Annotated in this window: 15 protein-coding genes and 1 pseudogene; 7 read left to right on the forward strand and 9 right to left on the reverse strand. The window is 71.7% G+C overall.

Annotated features, from left to right (window positions below):
- Window positions 1-60: 60 nt before the first annotated feature.
- Entirely contained in the window at window positions 61-453 is a 393-nt protein-coding gene (locus ND747_RS10210; protein ID WP_251733261.1) for a YccF domain-containing protein, read from the reverse strand.
- Window positions 454-755: 302 nt separating this feature from the next.
- Here ND747_RS10210 and ND747_RS10215 point away from each other — a divergent pair, with 302 nt between their 5' ends.
- From ND747_RS10215 to ND747_RS10235, 5 genes are all read left to right on the forward strand, one after another.
- Entirely contained in the window at window positions 756-2,147 is a 1,392-nt protein-coding gene (locus ND747_RS10215) for a cystathionine beta-synthase (protein ID WP_251733276.1), read from the forward strand.
- Between the two features lie 9 nt (window positions 2,148-2,156).
- The gene (locus ND747_RS10220; RefSeq protein WP_251733262.1) at window positions 2,157-3,497 is read left to right on the forward strand and encodes a cystathionine gamma-synthase; all 1,341 of its coding nucleotides are present in this window, start codon (window positions 2,157-2,159) and stop codon (window positions 3,495-3,497) included.
- Window positions 3,498-3,748: 251 nt separating this feature from the next.
- Entirely contained in the window at window positions 3,749-4,771 is a 1,023-nt protein-coding gene (locus ND747_RS10225; protein ID WP_251733263.1) for a hypothetical protein, read from the forward strand.
- A gap of 838 nt (window positions 4,772-5,609) precedes the next feature.
- The gene (locus tag ND747_RS10230; RefSeq protein WP_251733264.1) at window positions 5,610-5,819 is read left to right on the forward strand and encodes a hypothetical protein; all 210 of its coding nucleotides are present in this window, start codon (window positions 5,610-5,612) and stop codon (window positions 5,817-5,819) included.
- A 384-nt stretch (window positions 5,820-6,203) separates the two neighbouring features.
- Window positions 6,204-6,755 (forward strand): NADPH-dependent FMN reductase, encoded by a 552-nt coding sequence (locus tag ND747_RS10235; protein WP_251733265.1) that lies wholly within the window; start codon window positions 6,204-6,206, stop codon window positions 6,753-6,755.
- 64 nt (window positions 6,756-6,819) lie between these two features.
- Here the strand turns inward: ND747_RS10235 and ND747_RS10240 are convergent, their stop codons facing one another.
- Window positions 6,820-7,521, reverse strand: coding sequence for a hypothetical protein (locus ND747_RS10240; protein WP_251733266.1), 702 nt, complete (start codon window positions 7,519-7,521; stop codon window positions 6,820-6,822).
- Window positions 7,522-7,672: 151 nt separating this feature from the next.
- Between ND747_RS10240 and ND747_RS10245 the strand changes: the two genes are divergently transcribed.
- The gene (locus ND747_RS10245) at window positions 7,673-8,617 is read left to right on the forward strand and encodes a hypothetical protein (RefSeq protein ID WP_251733277.1); all 945 of its coding nucleotides are present in this window, start codon (window positions 7,673-7,675) and stop codon (window positions 8,615-8,617) included.
- Window positions 8,618-9,072: 455 nt separating this feature from the next.
- Here the strand turns inward: ND747_RS10245 and ND747_RS10250 are convergent, their stop codons facing one another.
- Entirely contained in the window at window positions 9,073-10,725 is a 1,653-nt protein-coding gene (locus ND747_RS10250; protein ID WP_251733267.1) for an acyl-CoA dehydrogenase family protein, read from the reverse strand.
- A 927-nt stretch (window positions 10,726-11,652) separates the two neighbouring features.
- Here ND747_RS10250 and ND747_RS10255 point away from each other — a divergent pair.
- The gene (locus tag ND747_RS10255) at window positions 11,653-15,756 is read left to right on the forward strand and encodes a diguanylate cyclase domain-containing protein (RefSeq protein WP_251733268.1); all 4,104 of its coding nucleotides are present in this window, start codon (window positions 11,653-11,655) and stop codon (window positions 15,754-15,756) included.
- Window positions 15,757-15,854: 98 nt separating this feature from the next.
- Here ND747_RS10255 and ND747_RS10260 read toward each other — a convergent pair whose 3' ends face one another.
- The 6 genes and pseudogenes from ND747_RS10260 to ND747_RS10285 form a co-directional block, all read right to left on the reverse strand.
- On the reverse strand, window positions 15,855-16,517 hold the full coding sequence (locus tag ND747_RS10260) for a histidine kinase (protein ID WP_251733269.1): 663 nt from the start codon (window positions 16,515-16,517) through the stop codon (window positions 15,855-15,857).
- The gene (locus ND747_RS10265) at window positions 16,514-16,972 is read right to left on the reverse strand and encodes a response regulator (protein ID WP_251733270.1); all 459 of its coding nucleotides are present in this window, start codon (window positions 16,970-16,972) and stop codon (window positions 16,514-16,516) included. The genes ND747_RS10260 and ND747_RS10265 overlap by 4 nt, the downstream gene beginning before the upstream one ends.
- A gap of 133 nt (window positions 16,973-17,105) precedes the next feature.
- The gene (locus ND747_RS10270; protein ID WP_251733271.1) at window positions 17,106-19,082 is read right to left on the reverse strand and encodes a PAS domain-containing hybrid sensor histidine kinase/response regulator; all 1,977 of its coding nucleotides are present in this window, start codon (window positions 19,080-19,082) and stop codon (window positions 17,106-17,108) included.
- A 59-nt stretch (window positions 19,083-19,141) separates the two neighbouring features.
- Complete coding sequence (locus ND747_RS10275) at window positions 19,142-20,509, reverse strand: NAD(P)/FAD-dependent oxidoreductase (protein ID WP_251733272.1); 1,368 nt, start codon at window positions 20,507-20,509, stop codon at window positions 19,142-19,144.
- 116 nt (window positions 20,510-20,625) lie between these two features.
- The gene (locus ND747_RS10280) at window positions 20,626-21,045 is read right to left on the reverse strand and encodes a hypothetical protein (RefSeq protein WP_251733273.1); all 420 of its coding nucleotides are present in this window, start codon (window positions 21,043-21,045) and stop codon (window positions 20,626-20,628) included.
- Between the two features lie 910 nt (window positions 21,046-21,955).
- Window positions 21,956-22,140, reverse strand: a pseudogene (locus tag ND747_RS10285) (TIGR03854 family LLM class F420-dependent oxidoreductase); the annotation flags it as partial.

Consider the following 22,140-nt stretch of genomic DNA (forward strand, 5'->3'; position numbering starts at 1 on the left):
CCGTCCACCCCATCACCCCGCCGATCGCCCGGTCGGCGGGGTCAGCGTTGATCGGACCGGTCAGACGAAGGCGTGGTGGGAATCCGAGTCGACGATCTCCTTACCAAGCGGCAGCAGGGAGACCGGGATGAGCTTGAAGTTCGCCAGGCCCAGCGGGATCCCGATGATGGTGAGGCACAGCGCGATCCCGGTGGTGAGATGGCCCAGGGCGAGCCACCAGCCGGCGAAGATGATCCAGAGCACGTTGCCGATCAGCGATGCGTCCCCGGCGTCCGGCCGATCGACCAGGCGCCGCCCGAACGGCCACAGGGCGAAGTTGGCCATCCGCAGCGATGCGATTCCAAACGGAATCGTGATGATGAGGATGAAGCACACCAGCGCCGCCAGCAGATATCCGAGGGCGAGCCACAGGCCGCAGAAGACCAACCAGATGACGTTGAGCACGACGCGCACGGTCGACCGCTCCCTCTCACACCACGAGCCGACCCACCCAGGCCAGCCACCTGACGATCCCGCCGGGACGGCCCCGGCAGGGAAACTCCCACTACGGTGTACCCCGTCCGGAACGTCTTCACGAGTCCGGCGGTCGCCGGCCACCAGGCGCGATCACAACCATCGACCGGGGGCGTTCGCCGCCGAGACTGGTTACCTTCTGGGATGAGACAACCGCGGGGAGCCAACGAATCCGCGCGACGCCCCATAGAGCACCCGGTGGGTTCGCGGGGCCGACAGCCCGGGATAGGTGGATGACCGGTATGCAGGTTTTCGATCATGTGGTCGATCTGGTCGGCAACACGCCGCTGGTCGCACTGACGCCGACGCTCGAGCAGACGCCTGCCCCGCTGCTCGGCAAGGTGGAATATCTCAGTCCGGGCGGTTCGGTGAAGGACCGGGTGGCGCTGGCGATGGTGGCCGCCGCCGAGGAGTCGGGAGCGCTGCGGCCCGGTGGCACGATCATCGAACCGACCAGCGGCAACACGGGAGTGGGGCTGGCGCTCGTCGCGGCGCGCCGGGGCTATTCGTGCGTGTTCACGATGCCCGACAAGATCAGCGAGGAGAAGCGGGCGGTGCTGCGCGCCTACGGCGCGGAGGTGGTCGTCTGCCCGACCGCGGTGGCGCCGGACGACCCGCGCTCCTATTACGAGGTGGCTCGGCGGCTGGTCCGCGAGACACCGGGGGGCTGGAGCCCGGACCAGTACTCCAACCCGCACAACCCGGCGGCACACGAGGCGACCACCGGCCCGGAGATCTGGCGGGACACCGACGGCCGGGTCACCCACTTTGTTGCCGGGATCGGCACCGGCGGCACCATCAGCGGCGTCGGTCGCTACCTCAAGGGCGTGTCCGACGGGGCCGTGCAGGTCGTCGGCGCCGACCCGCAGGGTTCGGTCTACTCAGGTGGCACCGGTCGGCCGTACCTGGTCGAAGGGGTGGGGGAGGACATCTGGCCGGCGACCTACGACCGGTCGGTGGTCGACCGGGTGGAGGCGGTCAGCGACCGCGAGTCGTTCCTGATGACCCGGGAGCTGGCCCGTCGCTGCGGCCTGCTGGTCGGTGGCTCCTGTGGGCTGGCCGTGGTTGCGGGGCTGAGAATCGCCCGGGAACTGGGGCCGGACGGTCTGGTCGTCGTCCTGCTGCCGGACTCGGGCCGCGGCTACCTGTCGAAGATCTTCAACGACGAGTGGATGTACGAGTACGGCTTTCTCGAGCCACCGCAGACCGGCCCGACCGTCGCCGACGCGTTGGCCCACAAGTCCAGCCAGGTCCGGTGGACGGACGCTCCGCCGGACCTGGTGCACGTCCATCCGGACGAGACCGTCGGGACCGCCATCGGCTACCTGCGGGAGTACAACGTGTCGCAGCTGCCGGTGGTGGCACACGAGCCGCCGCTGCGGGCGGCGGAGGTGGCCGGGGCAGTGCTCGAACGGCACCTGCTGGCGGCGGTCTTCGCGGACCGTGCCGCCGTCGATGATCCGGTGACCAAGCATCTGTCTCCCCCGCTGCCGATGGTCGGCAGCGGGGAGCCGCTGTCGCGGGTCGTGACGGTCCTCGGCGACGACCCGGCTGTGCTCGTTCACGACGACGGCAGTCCGGTCGGCATCCTGACCCGGTCCGACCTGCTGAGTTTCCTGGCCGCGACACCGTAGCGTGACGGCATGGACGCCACCGCCGCCACCGCCACGGACGACCCCAGTGTCGCGGACGGTTCCGCCAACGCCACCACCGCTGCCGCCAGGCCGTCGGCCGGACTCGGCCAGGCCCCGGCCGCCAGTTTCGAGACGATCGCCATCCATGCCGGTCAGGCGCCTGATCCGGCGACTGGGGCGGTGGTCCCGCCACTGCATCTGGCCTCGACGTACGCCCAGGACGGCGTCGGGGGGTTGCGCGGCGGGTTCGAGTACAGCCGGTCGGCGAACCCGACGCGCGCCACGCTGGAGACCTGCCTTGCCGAGCTCGAGGGTGGCCGGGCGGCGTTGGCGATGTCGTCCGGCATGGCGGCCACCGACACGGTGCTGCGCGCCGTCTGCCGACCAGGCGATCACGTGGTCATCCCGGCCGACGCCTACGGCGGGACGTACCGGCTGGTCGCCCGGGTGCTGGCGCAGTGGGGCGTCGAGCACACCGCCGTCGACCTCGCCGACGTCGAGGCGACCCGGGCGGCGATCCGGCCGGGCGTCACCCGCCTGCTGTGGTGCGAGACGCCGACCAATCCGATGCTGACGATCGCCGACATCGGTGAGCTCGCGACGCTCGCTCACGACGCTGGCGCCCTGCTCGCCGTGGACAACACGTTCGCCTCGCCGTACCTGCAGCAACCGCTGGCCCTCGGTGCGGACGTGGTCGTGCACTCCACCACGAAGTACCTCGGCGGGCACAGCGACATCGTGGGCGGCGCGATCGTCACCGCCGACCCGGATCTCGCCGAACGGCTGCGTTTCCTGCAGAACGCGGCCGGGGCGGTGCCGGGGCCGTTCGACTGCTGGCTGCTGCTGCGCGGCATCCGGACCCTCCCGGTACGGATGGACCGGCACTGCGCGAACGCCCGGCACGTCGCGACCCACCTTGCGGCCCATCCGGCGGTCGATACGGTGCGGTATCCGGGTATGCCTGGCCATCCCGGCTATCCGGTTGCGGCGAAACAAATGCGGGATTTCGGCGGAATGGTGTCGTTCACCCTACGGGGTGGCCGCGACGCCGCCCTCGCGCTGTGCGCCCGGACCAGGATTTTCACCCTGGCCGAGTCACTCGGCGGGGTCGAATCCCTCGTCGAGCATCCGGCCAGCATGACCCATGCGTCGGTCGCGGGTTCACCGCTTGCCGTTCCGGAGAACCTGGTCCGGCTGTCCGTCGGCATCGAAAACGCCGACGATCTGACCGCCGATCTGCGCCAGGCGCTGGACGGCCTGCCCGCGACCGTTGATCCGAACGCCGGTTCCATCACCGCTGGCACAACCGCCGCCGGCTCCGGCGCCGGCGTCCCGAGAGGTTCGTCCTAGCTCGACCGGCCAGGGTCGGATTACACCTCGATGCGTACACCACGGACGGTGCACCTTACCCGGCCGTTGCGGACGATATATGTGCACGATCTGGAGATGCGGACGACATAGCGATCCTTAAAAGGTTAAGGTCATGTTGCTGCGTTGGAGGTCACGGGCCGAGAAGTCACGGGCGGAGAACACATGGCTGCACGTGTGGGCAGGGCGGGCACACACCCGGCCCCTCAGGCCGCGAGCGTCAGGAGCACCGCATGGGCGCCTCGGCAGACCGTCGCACTCTCCTACGGCACGGCGCGGTCGCGTACGCCACCCTCGCCGTCGGCGCAGCCGCTTTCGGGGGCGTGTCCGTCCTGGCGGGGGGCGCGGTGAGCTTCCCGGCGGCCGACAGTCGCACTGCGCTCAACGAGGTCGAGTCCGCGCTGCGCACGCTGGCGCGCAGGTGGGAGACGACACCGCCCGCGGAGCTGGTGTCCCGGCTGGCCATCCTCGATCAGCAGGCCCGCACGATCGGGCGGTGGCGCCTCGGCGAGGCGCTGCGGCAGGACTGGATGCGCACGCATGGCCGCATCCTGGTCATGACCGCGGTCGCGCAGGGAGACGCCGGCCTGCCGGCCCGGGCGACGGCCTCGGCCCGCGCCGCGCTCGTCCTCGCCCGCCACGTCGGCGATTCCATCTCCGTGGCCCATGCCCGGGTCGTGCTGGCCGAGCTTGCCGCCTACGCGTTCGCCAGCACCGACGACGGCCTGCAGCTCGCCCGCGCCGCCCGGGCGACCGCCCCCCGGGCACACACCGCGATCCTGGCCATCACCACCGAGGCACACATCATGGCCGCCCGGAACATGCCGATGACCGGAATCGTCGAGGTGCTGCGCGAGGCTGACGCCATCGCCGCGACGCTGCCCGCCGGCACCCCCGGTTACAGCCTGGACGGTATCCATCCGGCCTACCTACCGACGTTCGGCGGTGCGGCGCTGGTGGCCGCGGGTTCACTGACCGAGGGGGAACGCCGGCTGGCCGAGGCGGCGGGCCTGTTCGACCGGGCCCGAGCCTCCGGCGCACTGGCCGCCGTGCGGCTCTACCAGGCGTCCGCCGCAATGCGCGGACGCGACCTCGACCGGGCGCAGGCCCTGGCGACCCGGGCACTGGCCGCGTCGGCGGTGCGACCCAGCAGCTGGCTGTCGAACGGCATCCTCTCCCTCGCCCAACGAGCCGGCCAGCACGGGGCGGACTGGTCCGGCCTGGTCGTCCAGGCCAGGGAATGGTCGCCGGCCTGAGCTGTGGTGTTTCTGGTGCCATGTCGTGTGTACCACCAGCCTCCAATCACCGCGATGACCAGAGCGACCGTCACCACGGCCGCGAACCACAGCAGATGCACAAAACCTGGAGACGAAAGAGCGACTGACGACCCACTACCGAAGGGTCGTGAAGGTGTAATGTTCGGGACGATCTGCAGCGGCGGCGGGGTGGCCCGGACGCCGGGCGGACTGTGAATTGGCACGGCGCCACGCTATCCGCTGCCAGACAATGCCCGGAGACCGGGTGCGCCAAACGAGGCAACCTGGCGGACACCCTGGTGTTTCCGTTCGAAGAATGACCGCGAAGTGCCGCGGACGCAGGACATCCACCCCGGCATCCCACCCGTCATCCAGATGTCATATCCAACGTGACCCCACAGTTCATCGTCGCGCAGCACCCGGTTCAGCCCGGCCGCCGAGCCGAGTTCGACCCGAAGGTGGCGGCCTGTGTCCCGCACCACTGTTCCTTACCTGTGGCTCGCGACTCCCGAAGGTGGCTCACTTCTCCTTACGGCGAACCGCCATCGCGGCCCTCGCACCGTGTCAGACACGCTTCGCCGCACCCGCAGGAATCCGTCCGGGGCCGGCAGGAGTCGGTGGCATCCAGCGGGATCCAACGCCGTCAGGCCGGCGCTGGCAGGGCCGGCCTGACGGCGCAGGCACGGGGGCGGCCGGCGAGCGCCGACCTCCGGCCGGCCCGAGTGGCCCTTCCCGGAATGTGTGGAACCGGACGCAGACGTGTAGGTCGACGTATAGCGGGTAATTCCCCGACAGCCATGGATCACCGCCAGGGCCCACTCTTACAGAAGGAGCCGGTATGAGCACCCGGGTCGGTACCCGAACCAGCAGCATCAGTCTGGGAACACTGCTCTACCTCGTGATCGGGGTCATCATCACCGCAAGCCAGGACTACTGGAACTTCACCGACTGGGACGGCCACGTACTGGCCAGCTTCTTCACCGCGGCGATCGCGACCCTGCTGTGGCCACTGGCCATCTTCTATCACTTCATTCTGACGCCCCGCTGATCCCGCTCGACTCCCCGTCACCTGCGGCATCGGCCGTGGAATTCGGCCTCTCGCACCGCCGCGACCGGCGCCGTGCGGGCCGATCCTGTTCCGGTGGACGATGACCGGCCCCGAGTCGTCCGGAAACAGGGACCTGCCATTCAGGGCAGTCCGGACGATCCGACCTCGAGTCCACGTTCCGACCGATCCTGCGATGCGCGGGACACGCATCGCAGGCATTTCCGTCGGACGGCCGTCCTGTCTTGGCGCAGTCACCAGCCGGTAACATTCGCAGTCGTTCCTGCGCGACCGCGGATGTGCACCGGCCTGCTTCGCTAGACTTCGCGGCGCCACCACGTCACTTTTTGCGATGGTGGCCCGCGAGCGAATCAGGGAGGCCGTCCGATGGAACCGAGCCGGATCGTCAGCGTGGTGGGCAATCCCAAGCCCGCCTCCCGCACCCGGCAGGTTGCCGAGGCGGTGGCTGCCCGGGTCGAGACCGTGTTGGCCGCGGCCGGCCACCCGGCAACCACCGAGGTCATCGAGGTGAGTGAGCTGGGCGCCGGCCTGCTCGGCTGGGGAGACCCCACCGTCGCGGCGGCGCTGGCCACGATCCGCTCTGCCGACGTGCTGGTGGTCGCGACCCCGACCTACAAGGCGACCTACACCGGGCTGTTGAAGTTGCTGCTCGATCAGATCGGGGGCGGCGAGCTCGGCGGCCTGCCGGCCATCCCCGTACAGGTGGCCGCCGCGCCGCAGCATGCGCTCGCCGTCGAGGTCCACCTGCGGCCGGTGCTCGTCGAGATCGGCGCCGCCTGCCCGACGACCGGCGTGTTCGTCCTCGACTCACAGCTCGACCAGCTGCCCACTCTGCTCGACACATGGGGCACGGTGAACCTGCCGGCGGTCAGCGCGCTCGTCGCGGCCCGACGCGCCGTGCCCGCCTCGGCGGCCTGAGTCCACCGAGCCCGCTGCGCGACGACGCCCCGGCGGCCAGGCACCGGTGCGCGCGGTGGGCGTGTCATGGCAGAAGGTCAGATCGTCCATCCGGTAGGCCGGGCAACTCCGGGCGAACCGGGAGAGGTGCTGCGGGCTGCCCGCCGACGCCCGGTTGCCCCGGTCGGCCGTACTGGCCCGGATCAATGACGGTGCCGCTGGCGGGCAGTCCGGGCGCGGCCCCTGCCCAGGCCGGCGGCACAGTCGCAACCGGCGGCACGGTCGCAACCGGCGGCACGGTCAGGTCACCGGCCGGGGCGGTGGGTACCACAGGAACCACAGACGCGGGCGGGCTGGCCGGGACGGCGGGTACGGCCGGCAGGCCCGGGATGGTCGAGATAGTGGGGGTGGTCGGCAGCCGGCTGTCGGCCCCGGCACCGGTCGGCGCCGGGGTGGCGCCATAGATCGAGTCCGGATAGGGCGGCAGCGTCGGCACCGGCGGGGCAAGCGCGACGCCGCTCTGGCCGCCGGCTTCGAGCCCGAGCTGGCTCTGCGCGACCCGCTCGGCCCGCACATCCGCATCGGCATCGGCATCGGCGTGGACACCGAGCGGGGCAGCGAAGCCGAAGGCCGTGACCGCAACAGTGAATCCGACCCCCGCCACGATCAGCCCGCGCCGCCGATCCTGGATGTTCAGCCGATCCACGCGGCCACACACCGTCCCGGCAATTCCGGCGATCATGACTGTGACGGCGAGCAGGGCCAACGCCATGGCGACTGTCGGCATCGGGCCCCCAGATCGTGACGGTTGACCGGGCAGCCACACCGTATCTCACTGAGAGTTATTAAGCTGTTACGAAAAGCGCCGTGTCGGGCGCGGCCCGGACCCATGACCTGCCACCCGCACCGGATCCGAGACCTGCTCACGCCGGGGCAGAATGACGGGCGGTTGCGGATTCGGCCGTGGCTCGATCGGGCTCAGCGATACCGGAGCACCCGCCGGTCCAGCCGAGGAGGCCGAGGTCCGGGACGGCACGGACGACTCCGACGAGGCCGGCGTCCACCAGGGAACCGACGGAGTCGACGTCCGCGTGGGAGTCGACGCGCCTGCCGTCCGTGACGACCCCGAGGAAGCCGACGTCCGCGTGGGGGCCACGGTCTGGGAGGAGGAAGCAGGACGGGGGGAGACCGAGGGACGGGACGGGGCTGGAGTCGAGGGTGTGGGCGTCCGTGGGGACACCGACGCCCGGGTCGGCGTCCGCGGTGGGGTGGACGACCCGCCGCTCCCGGACTCACCGCCGACCGACCCGCCACCATCGCCGTCCGAGGTGGACGGCGACTTCGACGAGCCACCACCGCCCGCCCGCGTCGGCGTCGGCGCACTGCCGCGCGACGGAGTAACCGTGCGCGGCGGCGTACTCCGGGGCGCAGTAGTCCGGGGCGCAGTAGTCCGGGGCGCAGTCGTGCGCGGCGGCGTACTCCGGGGCGGAGTCGTCCGGGGTGGGGACGTCCGGGGTGGGGACGTCCGAGGCGGAGTCGTCCGGGGCGGAGTCGTCCGGGGCGGGGACGGCGGTGCGGTGGTGCGCGGCGGGGTCGGCGCAATCGTCCGAGGCGGGGGCGGGGGTGCCGGCACGGTGACACGGGGTGGGGTGGTCCGTGACGGGGCCGGTGGTGGCGCAGCCGGCGGTGGCGCAGCCGGCGGCACCTGGGTTCGAGGCGGCGGCACCTGGGTTCGAGGCGGCGGTGCGCCATCGGCGCCTCCGGAGCTGGTCCGACCCCCGCCCGCCGGAGCCGAGGGGGCCGCTTTTCCTCGCCCGGAGGAGCCGGCCCGCACCGATGGCGGGTTGCCGCCGGAGCCGGCGTCGGGCAGTGGTCGGCTGTAGGCAGCCGGGCTCGAGCCACCCGCCGTCGGATCGCCTTCGGTGCCGGCGGCCGGGCCGGTGGCACCGGGTGGATCAAGACGTCGTGCGTCGGCCGGGACGGAGCCGGACGGGCGCGGCAGCAGGATCGCTCCGTTGGAACGATCATGACTACTGCCGTCCCCGGTACCGATACCGTTCGCGGCCAGCACGCCGAAGGCCAGCATGGCCACCGAGCCGGCACCGGTGACGATGCCAGCCCGACGGCGGTCGTGAATCCAGGCCCATTCGGCCCGACCGCGGGCCAGGCCGAGGATGCCGGCGAAAATTACCAGCCCGGCGACAGCCAGGCAGAAATACATCATGGAGACCCCCCGCGGGCGCAGTCGCCTACCAGACTAGGGGCGATCCAGTGGTTTTCCAGCCAGGAGCCAGAAAGCGTTTCTTCCCTTTCTCGTCTCGTGACGGATATCACCGGTTCAATCGGTATGCGAACCTGACGAAGCAATCCGATCGAGGATACCTGCAGTATCGGTCCCGGCCGGAAGGGTACCGAAAGCGAGACCCCGGTCACCGGCCAGCCGGGACGTGCAGAACGCATCGGCAACCGCCGTCGGCGCATGCTGGACAAGGAGGGAGCCCTGAAGGACGAGCGCGAGACGCTCTACCAGCCGCCGCGCCGTGAACGGCTCGCCGGCGGCGGCAAGCTGTGGAAGGAGCTGGTCCCAGGCCCGATCGAGCCGCCGGTCCGCACCACGCGCCGCGTCGACCTCGGCAGTCAGGGCCGCCAGCGCCCCGGGCTGACGGCCCAGCGCCCGCAGAACGTCCAGCGCGTTGACGTTCCCGGCACCTTCCCAGATTCCGTTCAGCGGCGCCTCACGGTACAGGCGGGGCATTCCCGACTCCTCCACGTAACCGTTTCCGCCCAGGCACTCAAGTGCCTCCACCACCACCCCCGGAACCCGTTTACACACCCAGTACTTCGCCACCGCCGTCGCGACCCGTCGAAACTCCCGTTCGCTGTCGTCACCACGCACGGACCGGTCCACCGCCCCAGCCACCCGCATCACCAAAGTGGTGGCCGCCTCGGTTTCCACGACGAGATCCGACAGCACGTTGCGCATCAACGGCGCGTCCAGGAGCAGGCCACCGAATGCACGTCGGTGCCGGACGTGATGAGCGGCCACCGTCACCGCCGCGCGCATTCCGGCCGCGGCGGCGAGGGCCGCGTCGAGGCGGGTGAGCGCGACCATCTCGAGAATGACGGCGACACCGCGGCCCTGCTCGCCGACCAGCCAGCCGTGCGTGTCGTCGAACTCCGGCTCGCTGCTGGCGTTGCTGCGGTTGCCAAGCTTGTCCTTCAGGCGCTGGATGCGGAAGGTGTTGCGGCTGCCGTCGGGCAGTACCCGCGGGACGAGGAAACACGACAGCCCACCAGGTGCCTGGGCCAGTACCAGGAACACGTCGTTCATCGGTGCGCTGGTGAACCACTTGTGCCCGCGCAGCCGGAAGGTTCCGTCGGCGGTGGGGGTGGCCGTCGTGGTGTTCGTCCGGACGTCGGACCCGCCCTGCTTCTCGGTCATGCCCATGCCAGCAAGCAGCCCCGCCTTGGTCTCGGGCACCCGCAGCCCCGGGTCGTACACCCGGCTGGTGAGCAGCGGCTCGTACCGGGCGGCCAGCTCCGGCGCGACCCGCAGGGCCGGAACCGCCGCGTACGTCATCGACGCCGGACACAGATGCCCTTGTTCCACCGTGCCCCACACCAGGATGTTCGCTGCCCGGGCGACGTGGGCACCGGGGCGCGACCGCGCCCACGGCGCCCCGGCCATCCCCTCGCGCACGGCCACGTCGAGCAGGGCATGCCAGGCCGGATGGAACTCGACCTCGTCGATCCGGTGCCCGTAGCGATCGTGGGTGCGCAGCTCGGGGGGAAACCGGTCGGCCTGCTCGGCCCAGTGCAGGGACTGCTCGGAGCCGGCGAGGGCGCCGAGTCGACACAGGTCGGGCAGATGCCAGCTCGCACCCTCGCGCGCCAGCGCCGCCCGCAGAGCCGGATCGGCGGACGGATCATGGCCGACCAGTGGCGGCGGCTGATTGGTCACCTGATGGGTGCTTCCGGTCGGCGAGCTCATCGTGACCCCTGCCTCCTCTTCCGCTGCCTGCCCGACCACGATGCGCCACCCGTCCGTCGCCGGCCAGTACCGCCGACCGGACCATCGGAGATGTCGGACTGGCCCGCCGACATCCGTACCAGGACGGCGCCGGTCAGCCTGCGGCAATTCACGGGGGAGCCGCGGGCCGATGTGCTGCCCACACCATCCCCGGGCCAACCGGTGGGCCGACCGACGACGTGTTAATTGATTCCGCCGACCGCGGTCTCCTGGCACGCACTGGTTATCCACGTGCATCGGCCGGCATCCGCCGGGCAGGCGGTCAGCCTGGACCGCAAACAGCGTGACGGTGCCGGCCGGGGCGGCGAGACCCGGCCGGATCGTCCGGGTCTCGCCGCCCGATGTCGCCGCGGGTCACCCGGGGGCGGGCCTGACCCGGCCCGCAGTGATGTGCGTCGGGCCGCGATCATCTGGTCCTGCTCCGCAACCCTGACTGGAGTTAGTCAATCGTGCCATTACACAGAGCACTCACAGATGCGGAAAGTGACGACCTTCACCTGCTGCATCGATTACTGAAGGTCAGCAATAAGACACGGATCATCGCCGCCCTCCATCCACTCTCGCCCCCCTCTCCAGCACGCAAGGTCATGGTCGAGAGCATGGATCTCAAAAAATATCACCCAGAGATTTTGGATCGCTACTTTCAGTATCCGCAATCCTGCGCTACGGAGAATCGACGAGTCCGCCTCCGGGACGTCTCCGAACCACTCCATTGCCACTGACCACACACTGCGCAGTCGGGGCGCAGCCATACGAGTGGGGGCACCGAAATCTGTCGGCAGATACTCGTATGCTCAGCCCTTATCGGGTGCATTTGGCCGATAAAAGGAATTTTCACTCACGGTGAGATCCGTCGAGTCCGGATGGTGTGGTCGGACGGGGCAGGACATGTGTGGACGTGGCCGCAGCGGCCAGCGGGAGGCTCGCGCACGCTCGCGCCTCCTGCAGCCCGCGGCCGTGCTGCTGGCCGTGGCCATCCTCGGTGCGCTGGCACTCGTGCTGGGCAATGATCTGCTGCGACGCGAAGAACAGGCTCGGCTGGCGGCCCGTGCTGCCCTGGTCGAACGGCTCTCGGGTTGGGAGTCCACCAGCGCATCGCCCGCCCTGCTGGCCGCCGCCGCGCACAGTCTGCCCTTCCGCCCGGGCGACCCGGCCAACGCGGATCTGCTGCTGCGGCTGCAGATCTCCGCCTCAGGCGATGTGAACCACCTGCTGGTTCTGCTGGACCGGGATGGCCGGGTCAGTGCCGCCTACCCGGCAGGCGCCAGGGTGGAGGCGGCCACGCTCGGCAGGGCGTGGTCTGCCGCGCTGGCGGGGCGCTCCGGTCTGTCCCCCGTCATCGTCGAGGGTGCGCTGCCACGGCGGGCAACGCTCGTCCCGATCGGTGGGCCGCTGCCCTGGGCAGTGCTGGTCGCGGTGTCGACCGATCAGGTCCACCTGATCATCGGCGACGGCATGGCCGCGTTACTCGGTGCCGGTGCCGGCACCGTGTCCACGGTCGACCCCACCGGCGTCGCGCTGACCAGCACCGACCCGGCCGCCGTGGGCACCCACATCGTCGACGCCGCCGAACTGGCCACCTCCACGACCACCCGCGGCACCGGCACCGGCAGCTCGGTCGCACCGGCTTCGGGCACCCACATCTGGCGCACCTGCGGACCCGACGGCGAGGTCGTCAACATCGCCGCCCGGCAGACGGGGACGGGCTATTTCACCTACTTCCGGCAACCCGCTGGCTCGCTGTACTCCGACCTGCGTTCCCGCGGCCACCGCCGCAACCTGACGCTGTTGTGCGTGGCCCTGACGGCCACCCTGAGCATTCTGTTCATCGCACTGCGGCGCGCACTGTCGGCCCGCCAGACCGAGAACTGGTTACGCTCCCTGTTCGCCGCGGCCAGCGACATCGTGCTCGTCACCGATCGGACCACGGCCATGGTGTTCGTCAGTCCGGCGATCGAGACGATGCTCGGATATCGTGCAGCCGACTGGTCGGGACGCCCCGTCACCGACCTCGCGCATCGGGACGATGCCCACCGGCTGCGCCGTCTGGTCGAGGACCCGGACCAGGCACACGGCTCGGAACTCGGCCTACGGTTACGCACCGCTTCGGGCGGCATCGCCTGGTTCGACGTGGCCGCCCGGCCGCTGCCCGCTCACGGCAGCCCCACCGAAATGATCATTACCTGCCACGCCGCCGGTCAGCGCAAGCGCCTGCTCGACCAGCTCACCCATCAGGCCCGCCACGACGCTCTCACCGGCCTGCTCAACCGATCGGCCTTCACCGAACGGCTAGCCGCCGCGGTGGGCGCCGCCACGGCCGAAGACAGCACCGCCACGGCCGGGAGCACCGGACGGCCGCTCGCGGTGCTGTTCGTCGACCTCGACCGGTTCAAGCCCGTGAACGACACCTTCGGGCATCTCGCCGGCGACCGGGTGCTGCGCGAGATCGGCACCCGGCTGCGGGCGGAACTCGGGCCACGGGCCGCCGGCGCCCGGTTCGGCGGCGACGAGTTCGGCATCCTGCTGCCCGACACCGACGCCCGCGCCGCCGGCGAGGCGGCCACCCGCATCATCTGCTCCTTCGGACGGCCGGTCTTCATCGACGACGACACCGCGGTGCGGGTCGCCGCCAGCGTCGGCATCGCCCTCACCGACGTGGCCACCCCGACCGAGTCGCTGCTCCAGTTCGCAGACCAGGCCATGTACCAGGCCAAACAGCTCGGCCCTGGCCGTTTCGCACTGCGGGTGGGCAGCGCCCTCGACACGCACCCGTCCACCGGCTGGCGTAGCCGGCACACCGTCGGCGGCTTCACCGTGATCGAACCTGCCGACGACAGCCGACGCGACGCCATCGCCCTGGAGACCCACCGGTCGAGCCCGCACCGGTCCCCCGAGCGGGCCGGCACTGGTAGCCCGCAGGTCCCCTCCCAGCCGGGCGCTGGCCCGCAGGATTCCCGTCCGCCGGGGGCCGGCCCGCAGCACCCCGCCACCCGGGCCCGCAGTGACCGGGGCGCACCGCGACGCGGCCGGCGGCATCGGTCGCGGACCCGATGGTCGTCCACCCGGCGGGGGCGGACCCGGGGCACCCGTCGGGCACGCCGGGCATACGGCGTACTGCCGAGCGTCATCAGCCTGCTGGTCCTGGCCATGATGATCCTGGCCAGTGCGACGACCATCGTGGCAGTCGAGCACACCAACCAGCGCCGCCTCGACGACCGACAGATCCGGCAGGCCACGCAGCTGGCGAACACGACAGCAAAGATCATCTCCCAGCTCAACCAGCCGAGCTATCTGATCGCCCCGATCTCCGCGCTCCCCTGGTCGCTGACCGACCGGGCGGCCGATGCCCGGACGCTGGACTCGATCGCCGGTCCCGACCTGTCCACTCCGGACGTCGTGCTCGCCCTCGTCGATCTCGGTGGCCAGCCGCTCGCGGTGCGCCCGTCCGGGGCGAAGGTGCCGATCGACCCGGGCAGCCGGGTCTGGGAGCTCGCCCGCGACGGCGGCCTAAACGTTGTGGTGGCCGGCCCCACCACGCCGCGCCAGGGACTCCACCCGCCGGTCGACGACGTCCTGGCGGTCAGCGTCGTTCCGGTCCGGCGTGACGGCCGCGATGTCGCCTTTCTCCTGCTCACCCGAGCCCTGACCCGGGCGTCCGTCGCGGAGCTGGCCAGGGCGCTGGGCATCCTGCCCGACAGTGGACAGACCAGCGGGACGACGAACGCGTCCAGTCCGACCGGGCGGTCCCGCCCCGCCATCACGATCACCCTGGTCGATGCCGACGGCCACGCGGTGATCTCGACCGACCGCGCTCTCCTGGGACGGACGCTGGTCGACCCCGCCCAGCTGCGATCGGTCCGGCCAGGTAACAGCCGGCAGGTGGTGCTGCGCACCGCAGGCGGTGCGCAGCTCGCCGACGTGGGCGTCATCCCGGCCGTGCCCAGGCCGTACTACCTGGTCCTGCGCCAGGACGGCCGGATGGTCGAGGGCCCGTCACCCGGCCGTCCGGCCAGCGACCTGGTCGTGTACGCGCTGGTGATCGTCACCGCTGCCGCGCTGCTGTGGACCCTGCTGCGGGAGAGTCAGCGGACCCGGCGGGAGGGCGCCCGGCTGACCATGCTGCTCCACGAGTCCCACGACATCGTGGTGGTGCTCAACCGGGCCGGCCGCGCCACGTTCATCACCTCGGCGGTCGAGGGTCTGCTCGGCCACCGGGCGGTCCACCTGCTGGGTCGACCGCTGCTCGACCTCGTCCACCCCGGCGATCGGGCGGCGGTGCAGGCCTACCTCGACGCGCACCCGTGCGGCGGGGCGAGTCCGGGCCCGGACTCCCTGCTGGACATCCGCCTGTACACCGCCACCGGCGACCACCGCTGGTTCGACCTCGCGGCCGCCCGGCGCGCCGGGCCACTGGGGCGCGATCTGATGGTGACCTGCCATGAGGTCGGCGAACGCCGTCGGCTGCAGGCCAGGATCTGGTGGCAGGCCAGCCACGACACCCTCACCGGCCTCGGCAGTCGGATAGGCCTCGCCGACCGGCTCGACCGGCTCGCCGACGCCCGCACCCCGTTCACGATCCTGCTGATCGACCTGGACGACTTCAAGCCGGTGAACGACACCTTCGGCCACCATGTCGGCGACGAGGTGCTGCGGGTCATCGCGACCCGCCTCGTCGCGATCGCCGGTGTCGCCCCGGACGACGTGTTCCGCCTCGGCGGCGACGAGTTCCTCATCGTGCTACCCGAGGCCGACGAGAGCGCCGTGCGCACCATCCTGACCGATGCCCGCCGGACCATCGCCACCCCGGTGGACGTCGCCGGTCGGACCTTCACCATTCGCGCTGCCGTCGGCGTCGCGTCCTCCCGCGGCCTGACCGGTCCCGACCCGGGCAGGCCCGACCCGGATGCCGTCATCCGCCGCGCCGACGCGGCCATGTACGCCGCCAAGCGCACGTCCCGCGGACCCAGGCAGATGCACCCCACCCCCCGCTGACGCACCCGGCCGCCACCGCCCGCCCACCGCCACCGCCCGCCCGCCGGTCGACCGACCGGCCGACGAGAGCGCAGGTCAGCGGGCGACCCGGCGGCGGGTCAGCGCGACGGGGTGGCGGCGGTGGAACGGGCGAGGTGGAGGGTGGCGGTCCAGCGGGCAGCCTCGGCATCGTGGCGCAGGTCAGCGCCGATCAGCTGGGCGAGCGGACGCAGCCGGCCGGCGCGCGCCTCGTCCGCCGGCGGCTCGTGCCCGGACGGACGCACCCCCAGGCGCAGGTCCACCCCCGCGGGGCCGGTGCGCACCGACAGCCAGGCTCGCTCGCCGGTGGCGTGCGGGTTGCTCGCCATCAACAGCACCTGGACGGCGGCCAGGACCACCGCGATCTCCGCATCGCTCGGCGGGTTCTCCTCCAGGTGCAGCTCGGTGTCGAGCCGGTCCACAAGCAGGCCGGCGACGCGCTGGTCGAGGCCGGCGGTCAGGGCGGCCGGAGCGTCATGGCCGAGGCGGAAGATGCTGGGTGGCAGCTGCAGCTCGAAGGTGGTGGCGCGCAGCCGGTCCTCGATCTCCACGACCCGTTCGGCGAGCTCGCCGGGCAGGCGGCGGCGCACACTCGCCAGTTCCAGCAGAACGGCGGTGAACTCCTGCATCGGCCCGTCATGCAGCCGGACGGCCATCGCCCGTTGGCCCCGTTCCTGGAGCGCGACCAACAGCCGCAGCAGCTCGTCCGGCCGGGCCTCGGTCCCACCGCCGCGGGTGCTCATCCGCGTTCGGGCGTGCCGGCGGGGTCGGCGGCAGCGGCGGGCAGCAGCCGCCGGATCTCGGCGACGATCTGCTCGGCGGTGAACGGCTTGCCCACCACGGGGATGTCCGACGGGAGCTCGTCGAGGCCGGGTGCGCCGGTGAGCAGCAGGCAGCGCCGCACCACCGCCGGGTCGCCGCGGCGCAGTTCGTCCACCAGATCGGTGCCGGGACGCCCCTGCAGACGGACGTCGATGATGATCGCGTCATACCCGGCGGGGTCCAGCCGCAGCGCCTGCGCCACCGACCCGGCCTCACTGACCTCGAAGCCGGCGGCGTGCAGAATCCGGCTGAGCAGACTACGCAGCATGTCGTTGTCGTCCACGACGAGCACCCGCGCCGCGCGGGCGACCCGAGCCGGCCGGCCGCCCGTGTCGTCCCCGCCGTCGGCGGGCGTGCCGGTCGACGGACCGTTCATCTCGCCCCCAGGTTCACCGCGCCGCCCGTCCACGGTAGGCGGGATCTGTCCTCGCCAACCTACCGGTAGCGACGCACTCGCCCAGGGCAGCCAAGGACAGTGGTGGTCCCTCCCGCGGGGTTTTTCGCGGCCTTCAGAAATCCTGCGGGCTGTCGAGCACCTCCCGCACCCGGGCCAGCAGCTCCTGCTCGGAAAACGGCTTCGGTAGCAGCGTCAGCCCGGGGTCGAGGGTGCCGTTGTGCGCCAGCACCGGGTAGGCGTAGCCGGACATGAACAGCACCCGGACGTCCGGGCGGTGCCGGTGCACGAGTTCGGCCACCGTCCGGCCGAGGACCTGTGGCATCACGACGTCGGTCAGCAGCAGGTCGATGCGGGTGGGGTGGCTCGCGGCGATCTCGACGGCGCGGTGGCCGTCCGCGGCGATGATCACGTCATAGCCGTTGCGGACCAGCAGTCGGCGGGTGACCTCGCGCATCGCCCGTTCGTCCTCGACGACGAGGATGGTCTCACCGCCGGTGAGCACCGCCGCCTCGCTTGCCGGCTCGGGTACCACGGCCACGCTGTCGACCGCCGGCAGCAGGATGCTGACGGTGGTGCCGAGGCCGACGTCCGAGAAGATCTCGGCGTGCCCGCCGGCCTGGGTAACGATGCCGTAGACGGTGGCGAGCCCCAGGCCCGAGCCCTCGCCCTTGCGTTTGGTGGTGAAGAACGGCTCGAACGCGCGGCTGACCGTCTCCGGGCTCATGCCCGACCCGCTGTCGCTGATCCGCAGGTGGACGTGCCGGCCGGGCTTGATCCCGGGCCGCCCGGCGGCGATGTCGTCCTGGATGTGGATGTTGGCCGTGTCGATGGTGAGCTTGCCCCCGCCGGGCATCGCGTCCCGGGCGTTGACGGCCAGGTTGACCAGCACCTGCTCGAGCTGGCCGGCGTCGGCGAACACCGCCCACGGCTCGGTCGACGCCACGGTGATCAGCTCGACGTGTTCCCCCAGGGTGCGCCGCAGCATGTCCTCGATGTCCGCCACGACGTCGTTGACGTTCAGCACCCGCGGCTGGACGACCTCCCGGCGGCCGAACGCGAGCAGCTGATGGGTGAGCTGGGTGGCCCGTTCGGCCGCTCGCTGCACCTGGTCGATGTCCCGGCGGACCGGCTCCCAGGCGGGCTCCCCGCGTGCGGCGGCGGCCGAGACCACCTCGGAGATGAACGCGGTGTAGTTGATGATCACGCCGAGCAGGTTGTTGAAGTCGTGCGCGACCCCGCCGGCCAGCTGACCGAGGCTTTCCAACCGCTGCGACTGGTGCAGCTGCGCCTCGATCCGTTTGCGCTCGGCCTGGGCCCGCAGCCGCTCCCGCTCGGCCTGGGCCTCCAGCCGCTCGGTCACGTCGCGGATGGCGGCGGAGACGAGCAGCCCCTCCTCGGTCTCCAGCGCCGACAGGGAGATCTCGGCCGGGAACTCGCTGCCATCGCGGCGACGGGCGGCCAGCTGCATCTGGGCGCCCATCGGGCGGGGCTGCGGATCGGCGAAGTACCGGGTGCGGTGACCCGGGTGCTTGCTCCGGGCGGCCTCGGGGACGAGGACCTCCACCGACTGACCGTGCAGTTCCTCCCGGCTGTACCCGAACAGACGCTCGGCCTGGGCGTTCACCAGCGCGATCCGCCCGTCGGAGAGAACGCCGACGATGGCGTCCGGCGCCGAGTCGAGCAGGCCGCGGAACTTGGCCTCCGCCCGCTTGCGATCGGTGACGTCACGGACGGCGGCAGTGATGAGCACCCGCTCGTCGAGCTGGATCGCGGCCAGGGAGATCTCCGCGGGGAACTCGCTGCCGTCGCGGCGCCGCCCGGCGAGCTCCATGCCCAGACCCATCGGCCGCGGCTGTGGCTCCCGCAGGTAGGACGCGCGGTGGCTCGGGTGCAGGGCCCGGGCCGACTCGGGGATCAGGATCTCGACCGGCTCGCCGAGCAGCTCCGCGCGGGTGTAGCCGAACAACCGCTCGGCCTGCGCGTTGACGAGCGCGATCCGTCCGTCCGCATGCACGCCGACAATCGCGTCGGGTGCCGCATCCAGCAGGCCGCTGGCAAAGGTACCTCTGCCGTCTTCCAGGTCAACCACCCCACAGGGTGAACATCAGGCTACGCAAGGACAGATGGTAGCGCCGATCCGGCCGCGGATCAGCATTGCGGCACGATCTGCCGCCGTGCTGTCGCCACCTGACCGTGATCGGCCAGCACCGCCTCGGCCGCGCGCCGGCCGGAGAACAACGCCCCCTGGATGGACGGGGTGTCCCGGTGGTCACCACAGACGTACACCCCGGACGGGGTACGCACCGGGCGGCGCAGCACGTGCGGGCTGGCGAGCGCGGGCAGCGCCCGCGCCACCGGGTAACGCGCGAGCAGCGTCCACCCGGTCGTGTCGGTGCCGTACAGGCTGGCGAGGTGACGGCGTACGGCCAGTTCGTCCGGGCCCGCGCCGCCGGCGGGCAGGCCGTCCAGGGCGGAACCGGGTGCGGGCGGACCACCCGCGTCGGCGTCGGCGGGGACGCCGAGCACGGATGCGGCGATCAGCGCCGATCCCGGCGGTGCGTAGGACGGCGCCACCTCGCTGAGCACCACCGTGTTGAGCACCGGGCCGCGACGCCCCGGCCGCACCGTTCGGTGGGGGTCGCTGGACCCCTCGACGACGAGGACCCCGCGCCGCAGCGGGGAGGCGTCCGTCCGGAAGTAGTAGGTGGTCACCCCGCGCCAGGTGGGTTCGGTGATGCCGGGGACCAGTCGGGCCGCGGTCGTCCCGTCGGTGGCGACGATGACCGCCCGCGCGACGAGGGACTCGCCGTCGCGCGAGCGCACGCCGGTCCGGGTCACGATGTCGGCCGGGCAGCCCAGGCGCACCGTGCCCGGTTGCAGCCGGGCGGCAAGCTGGCGGGGTAGCGCGCCCATGCCCTCGGCCGGTAGCACCGGCGGGCGGGTGGCGAAGCTGCGCCACACCAGATGGAAGAACCGTGCCGAGGTGTCGAGGTCGTCCTCGAGGAAGATGCCGCGCAGCAGGGGGGCGAGCACCCCATCGATGGCCTGCGTGGACAGCCCGCGGGCGCGCAGGTCGGCCCGGGTGGATCGGTCGGGGCCGGCGACCAGCTCGGCCGGGCGGGTGACGCGGTCCCGGGCGGTCAGCGCGACCAGCCGGGCGAGATCGCCGGCCCGCAGCGCCCGGCCCGGCACCAGGCCGGCCAGCGCCCCCGCGCCGCCGGAGGGATCTCCCAGCCGCACCGAGCGGACGCCGTCGCGCAGCAGCAGGCCGCGCACGAACGGGCGGGGCCGCAGCGCCGGCAGATCGATCTGGCGGACCACCTCCGGGTAGGCGGGCAGCAGCACCTGGAAGCCGCGGTCGAGCAGGAACCCGTCCACCTGGTCGGTGCGCACCCGACCACCCACATCGTCGGCGGCCTCCCAGACCGCCACCGACAGACCCTCGGCGGCGAGCAGCGTCGCGGCGGACAGCCCCGCGAGCCCCGCGCCCACAATCGCCACGTCGACCGTCTGCATCGCCACCACCCCACGCTCACCCGTGCTCGACCCGTACCTGAGTTCGTACCGCAGCCGGCGCCTGGATGGGACGAGGCAGCGCCGGTCGGCCGGACGTGGTGAGCCGACGGGGGGGCTCAGCGGTGGCGTTCGGGGCGCAGGATGAGGGTCGCGTCCGGGAAGCGGCGGGTGTAGCGGACGGCGGCCCGCCGCGGCGAGCCGGCGGACCACTCCAGCGTCCACTCGACGCCGACGAGGTCGAGCAGCGACCGCAGCCGGCCCTCGAAGTCGTCATGGGCCTCCTGCTCGGCGATCCGCGCCGCGCACATGACCGTTTCCACGCCGAAGGCGCAGTAGACACCGGCTGTCCACCGGGCCCACCGGGCCCACCGCTCCATCGTCGCGATCAGCACGAGGCGGGCGCCAAGGCGAGCAGCGAGATCGGCGGCGACCAGCACATCGGCCAGGTCCGACACGTCGCCCGCCCGCAGACCGACCACCACATGGCGATCGGTCTGCACCGGCGGCTGTGCCGTCGAGCGCTCCACCCGTTCCACGTTTCCTCCTGCGTTGCCTTTCCCGGTGCCCGAGCGCCTGCCGGTGTGCACGGGATTATCTCGCCTGGGGCCCTGCGGCGTTGGAAGTACGATGCACGGTCCGTACCCCCTTCGCCTTCAGATCATCTCTCGGGACACGAGGAGGCCGGGATCGGGCCGCCGGCCGGCATATCCGTGCCGCCCGCCGTACCTCGACCGCCACGCCCGCTCCGCTCTTGTTACCGCTCGTGCCGGTGGTTCTTACCGGCCGCACCTGTCGGCCGTACTCGACGGCCATGCCAGCCCGTATGGCCAGCCCGTATGTCCAGCCGGTAGGGCCAGCCGGTGGGGCTGTTTGATCCCGTGACTATTAACCGTTGCCGCCGATTGTGGCAACCACGGCGGAAAAGGGGAAGGGTTCGCCCGATATTGACACTCAGGCGTGCCGCCCCGGCCAGGTGACGACGCAAGGGCCATCACCCGGGCGACCCGGGCGCCCACCTCCGGTGTTCCCTTGCGGGACAGGGTTCATCAGCATCACTGTCAGCTGCGCCGCGGGCTACCCGGACGTGCCGATCCCCGCTCCACAGCCCTTGCCGGTGCGCCTGCCGGAACACCTGCCGACGGTTCCGGCGCGGCCCGTGCGGGCGTCCGGTGCCGGCCATCAATGCATTGCCGGCCAGGGCCACCCAAAACCTTCCGTGTGCGGCAGATTTTCCGCACAACCGTGCCAGAACCACGTCAGATCCACTCCGGATGCGACGCGGATGCACCCTGGGCACGCGGCGGATCCGCGCCGGATCCGCGCACCGGAACCGCCACTCGGGCCCGTCCCGACAATGGCAACAGCGGCCGACGTGAGGAGTCTCGACTATGTTGCTCGCTAAGTAATTCGCCCGCCTCACCGCCGGCCTGGCGCCGATCCCGGCGGTCAGTTTTCCAGCGGCGCCAGTTCAGCCGCGAAGGAATCCAGGAACGCGGGCCAGCCGCCCGGCTCGATGGCCGGGTGAACAACGAACTTGCTGACGCCGACGGCAACGTACTCGGCGATCGCCGCCCGCGCCGCCGCCCAGCCGACCGGCAGCAGCCGCGCCGGGTCGGCCGCCGGGTCGCGCC

It is taken from the genome of Frankia sp. R82 (assembly GCF_023716925.1).
Classification (GTDB): domain Bacteria; phylum Actinomycetota; class Actinomycetes; order Frankiales; family Frankiaceae; genus Frankia.

Bases quoted from the DNA above. Each gene is read 5' to 3' on its own strand.
- ND747_RS10235 (WP_251733265.1), top strand. From the start codon at position 6,204: ATGGAACCGAGCCGGATCGTCAGCGTGGTGGGCAATCCCAAGCCCGCC.
- ND747_RS10240 (WP_251733266.1), bottom strand. From the start codon at position 7,521: ATGCCGACAGTCGCCATGGCGTTGGCCCTGCTCGCCGTCACAGTCATG.
- ND747_RS10245 (WP_251733277.1), top strand. From the start codon at position 7,673: ATGACGGGCGGTTGCGGATTCGGCCGTGGCTCGATCGGGCTCAGCGAT.
- ND747_RS10255 (WP_251733268.1), top strand. From the start codon at position 11,653: ATGTGTGGACGTGGCCGCAGCGGCCAGCGGGAGGCTCGCGCACGCTCG.
- ND747_RS10230 (WP_251733264.1), top strand. From the start codon at position 5,610: ATGAGCACCCGGGTCGGTACCCGAACCAGCAGCATCAGTCTGGGAACA.
- ND747_RS10275 (WP_251733272.1), bottom strand. From the start codon at position 20,509: ATGCAGACGGTCGACGTGGCGATTGTGGGCGCGGGGCTCGCGGGGCTG.
- ND747_RS10260 (WP_251733269.1), bottom strand. From the start codon at position 16,517: ATGAGCACCCGCGGCGGTGGGACCGAGGCCCGGCCGGACGAGCTGCTG.
- ND747_RS10265 (WP_251733270.1), bottom strand. From the start codon at position 16,972: ATGAACGGTCCGTCGACCGGCACGCCCGCCGACGGCGGGGACGACACG.
- ND747_RS10250 (WP_251733267.1), bottom strand. From the start codon at position 10,725: ATGAGCTCGCCGACCGGAAGCACCCATCAGGTGACCAATCAGCCGCCG.
- ND747_RS10225 (WP_251733263.1), top strand. From the start codon at position 3,749: ATGGGCGCCTCGGCAGACCGTCGCACTCTCCTACGGCACGGCGCGGTC.
- ND747_RS10220 (WP_251733262.1), top strand. From the start codon at position 2,157: ATGGACGCCACCGCCGCCACCGCCACGGACGACCCCAGTGTCGCGGAC.
- ND747_RS10215 (WP_251733276.1), top strand. From the start codon at position 756: ATGCAGGTTTTCGATCATGTGGTCGATCTGGTCGGCAACACGCCGCTG.